2 protein-coding genes and 3 pseudogenes are annotated in these 4,063 nt (G+C 59.3%); 2 read left to right on the forward strand and 3 right to left on the reverse strand.

All coding sequences use genetic code 11. The features are described 5' to 3' along the window. Positions 1-566: 566 nt before the first annotated feature. Positions 567-854 (forward strand): cupin domain-containing protein, encoded by a 288-nt coding sequence (locus tag AB4Y34_RS40950; RefSeq protein WP_255215344.1) that lies wholly within the window; start codon positions 567-569, stop codon positions 852-854. Positions 855-971: 117 nt separating this feature from the next. Here AB4Y34_RS40950 and AB4Y34_RS40955 read toward each other — a convergent pair. The 3 genes and pseudogenes from AB4Y34_RS40955 to AB4Y34_RS40965 all read right to left on the reverse strand — a co-directional run. Continuing rightward, positions 972-1,136, reverse strand: a pseudogene (locus tag AB4Y34_RS40955) (response regulator transcription factor); the annotation flags it as partial. A gap of 263 nt (positions 1,137-1,399) precedes the next feature. Then, a pseudogene (locus AB4Y34_RS40960) lies at positions 1,400-2,235 on the reverse strand (IS5 family transposase). Positions 2,236-2,697: 462 nt separating this feature from the next. Beyond that, entirely contained in the window at positions 2,698-3,789 is a 1,092-nt protein-coding gene (locus tag AB4Y34_RS40965; protein WP_368719213.1) for an IS110 family transposase, read from the reverse strand. 153 nt (positions 3,790-3,942) lie between these two features. Between AB4Y34_RS40965 and AB4Y34_RS40970 the strand changes: the two are divergent. Beyond that, positions 3,943-4,063, forward strand: a pseudogene (locus AB4Y34_RS40970) (IS6 family transposase); the annotation flags it as partial.

Consider the following 4,063-nt stretch of genomic DNA (forward strand, 5'->3'; position numbering starts at 1 on the left):
CATCCAGACCTCGACAGAATTTGCAGGAAACTACCCATAATCTGCCAGGTTCCTGCAAATGCATCAACAACTTTCCGCTTCAAACCCTTGCTGCAAAAGGCTCTCCGGATTGTTCAGGTTCGACTAGCTAAGTGTGTCGGCAGGTCGAAACGGAGAGGCTAACGCCGCTAGTCGCTCGAAAGCTGCCCTTCGCTAATTTCGTGTGATCGGCTCTTGTGGGTCGACTGCTGCCCGATGCGCTCGGCCGAAGCCGACCCGATTACGGAAGTTCGACACAGGACGTGGAAGTCTCGGATCGCGATTCTGGCGACCGCGCCTGGCGGCTTACGGGCTGCGAACATGGGCAGGCAACGCTTCGCGCGTCGATTCACCGAGACGAATCAGGCGTAGCATTGGCGCAGGTACAAGAGGTATCTGACTATCGCCATAGCAGTTTCCCAAGCTGGGCATACATTAAGGGCAGCATCTGGAGGACTTTTCCCATGTCTGAACCTATCAATCCTGCTGCCAGTACCCGAGCGAGCGGGTTTCAAGGTGTCACGCGACGAGTGCTTGAACGTATGCCGATGTCCGGAAGTGAGGGGGAACTTGTTCTGTCCGAGGTGACCTATCCACCTGGTGCCGCGGCCCCGCTGCACGCGCATCCCGTTGGTGGAATAGTCTACATACTGGAGGGCGTAGCCGAGTCTGCGTACGGCAGTGATGCTCCCCGACAGTATTCGGCCGGCGCGTCCTTGCACGACAGGACGGACGTGCCACATACGCTTTTTCGTAACTGCAACTCGGAACGCCCACTTCGCTTTCTGACAATTTGTGTGCTGGAACCCGGGCAGTCATACGTTATCGAGCTTTGAAAATCAGTTTGCGCTTTGAGCGCCCGCCGCAGTGGCATTGACACAACGCCACCTTGGCCGCTCACTCTTGTCTCGATCCCACACTTCAGCATCCTTGCTGTCGTGGTGCGTTGCGTCAAAGAGGGAAAACAATTCCGATTGCGAACTCACATTGAGCTTCGAATAAACATGCTTCCTGTGCACGCGCACGGTTTCGAAAGAGATCGTGAGTCTTGCGGCAATCGCGCGAGCAGAAAAACCCCTCAGGAAAAGGACCGCCACCTCGATCTCGCGCGCCGTCAAAGGGGTATAACCACGTTGTTGAGCAACCTGCTCAAAGCGAGTCACATAAGTGTGGGAATGCCTTTCTATTTCTGTTTCGTAGAGGGTATCAGCATGCTTATCCACTGCATCAAAAGCGTTCATTTTGAACACGCTTCCGGATCAGTGCGCTCACCCATGTTTCGAGGGGATCTGTCGCAATAAGGCGGTCTGCTATGCTGACGGGCCTTAATGTGTGACGTGATCGATGACCGAGAAGCTGAGTCCGGCCGTGGCAAAAGTACTCAAACGGTTGCATTACCCGCTAGAGGGTGTTCGGCACTTTTGCTAAGGGTTGCAAAGTGAACAAGCATAAGCACGGAGAAGACGACGAAGTGCAAGCCAGTCAGAGTTTCGGGCAATTGCTCGTAGTCTCTTGCGAGTCGGCGGAAGCGGTTGAGCCAGCCGAAGCTGCGCTCGACCACCCAGCGGCGCGGCAACAGCACGAAGCTTTTTTCGCCTCCGGCAGTTTGATGACCTGACGTTCAATCCCCTCGTCAAGCGCCGCCTGTGCGGGCTCTTCGCCGGTATATCCCTGATCCGCGAACGCCACCTTGACCGTCTGTCCTGTAGCCTGCTGGACCTGACGCGCCAGTTCTCCAACCTGCGCGCGCTCCTGCTCGTTGGCCGGCGTCACATGCACCGCGAGCAGTTGTCCCAACGTGTCCACCGCCATATGTACCTTGCTGCCTTTCTTGCGTTTGTATCCGTCGTAGCCTGCGCGTGCGCCGCTTTCGCAGGTCGACTGCAGCGTACGGCCATCGAGGATGACCGCGCTGGGTTGACCACGGCGGTCCTGGGCGACCCGGAGGATCGAACGCAAATTGCTCACCATGGCCTCGAAGCAGCCCGCCTGAATCCAGCGTTGCGTCTGCTGGTAGACCAGTTCCCACGGCGGAAAATCATTGGGCAACAAACGCCACGGGGCACCGGCACGTACGATCCAGCGCAGCGCGTTGAACATCTCGCGCAGTTCGTAGCGGCGCTGTGGTGCGTCCTTGTTCATCAAGGTCAGGTACGGAGCGGCGAAGTACCACTCTTCATCCGACACATCCGTTGGGTAAGGCCTGCGTTTTTTCATTCCGCCAGGATACCAGGTCCGACATAAAGTGCCTAACACCCTCTTCTATGGGGAATCAGAAGTCAAGCCCCGCTCAAGTTAAATATTCTGTTATGCGAAGTAAATCTCCTTTCCCGTTGTCTACGGCCAGTTTGCGTGGTCGCCTGCTACGACCAGACGCAAACTGGCCGTAGACAACCTGTGAGTCTCAGGTTGTGACGCTGACGACCGACATCATTTGCAGCCTGGCATGTCGATGTCATTCAGGTCAGGGTGTCTGATGCCCGGCCAGTACCGGGTTCGACCTTCTATCCGTGCCAGCCTGGCAGGCCGGTCACCTCATGCCGCATGCGCGAAGCGCTGGCGCCACCCTGTTACCGACGCGCCCCATCTAAAAACACGGCTACCCGCGATGGGTAACCCGAGGGTGTTCCGGGCGCGTTGACCTTACATGCTGTCGCTACATCCGATGTCATTAATCATTCAGGCCGTCACTGTGTTGACGTTTCCCGACTTGAGTATTGTGCCCTCGGGGATTTCGCCGTGCTCGAGAAAGCGCCACAGGGCGATCGCCAGTCGGCGTGCGAGCGCCACGATACCGATGCGTCGCAGCCGCTTGCCGGCACCGGCAAAGCGCTCGTTGAACCAGTGGCTGAGCTGACTGCCGGGCTGCAGGCGCAGCCAGCTCCACGCGAGTTCGACCATCAGCCAGCGGCATCGCCGGTTGCCCGCCTTGCTGATGCCGAGTTCAACGTCGCTCGTACCACTGGCGTATGGCGTCGGCGTCAGGCCCAGGCAACCGGCAAGTTCGCGGCGGTTGTGAAACTGTCGCCAGCCAAACAGTTCCCTGACCAGGGTCCATGCGCTGCCGGTACCGATGCCCGCGAGCTGCGCCAGCAACGCCATGCCGGGGTGCGCGCCGCTGCGCACCTGCCGCTCCTGTTGCACTTCGAGCGAGCGGATCTGCTGGCGCACGAGCGCGAGGCGCTCACATTCACGGTCGATCTCGGCGCGCAGACCGGGCGCGAGCAGATCGCGCTGCCGGTTCCACCAGTGCGTCCAGATGCGGCCACCAACATACCTGACCCGAAGGTTATGCAATACAAGCAGGGAGCGGATCCGGTTGGTGTGCGCGGTACGTTCCTGTCGCAGGCGTTCGAGTTCGCGGTGCAACCGCCGGTCATCTTCCTGCTTGGTAGTTGGGATACGTGCCACCGCCCATACGCGCCGCTCGCCACTGTGATAGCGGATGAGCATGGACAGCAGCTTGTCGCTGTCGAGCCGGTCCGTCTTGGCACGACGCGCACGGCGGTTCACCTCGATGCTGGCCGAATCCACCACGAGATTGGCAATGCCCTGTCCAGTCAGCCAGCGGTGCAGCCAGAAGCCATCGCGGCCAGCTTCATAGCAGCTGTAGACGGGTGCGTTGGCGCCGAGATGGCAACGCGCCCTCGCGTTGGCGATGGCGGTGAGAACTGCGGTGGTATCACCAGCGGCGACCGTACAGCGGCTGGGCGCGCGCTGGCCATCACCCAGTGAGAGCTTCCAGCTCTTCTCGCCCAGTTCAAAAGACATGTACAGACGGCCACCTGCCGTCGTATTCTGCCCACGGAGGGCTGTGTCAGACGCGTCCATTTGCGTGCTCCTTCGGAGAAAACGAGTGTGCAAATCCCGTTTTACTCCAGCCGGGCTTACTGCCGCTGCCCTCCCTCATAGCATCTAGACGTGATGTTGCTGTGCGTTCGGTGGTACGTGGCCTATCCGCTGAGCCTGCGTCATCTCGAACAGATGATGGCCGAGCGCGGGGTTGCGGTCGATCATTCGACGGTTCATCGTTGGGCACTCAAAC

Source organism: Paraburkholderia sp. BR10954 (genome assembly GCF_040965775.1).
Taxonomy (GTDB): Bacteria; Pseudomonadota; Gammaproteobacteria; order Burkholderiales; family Burkholderiaceae; genus Paraburkholderia; species Paraburkholderia youngii.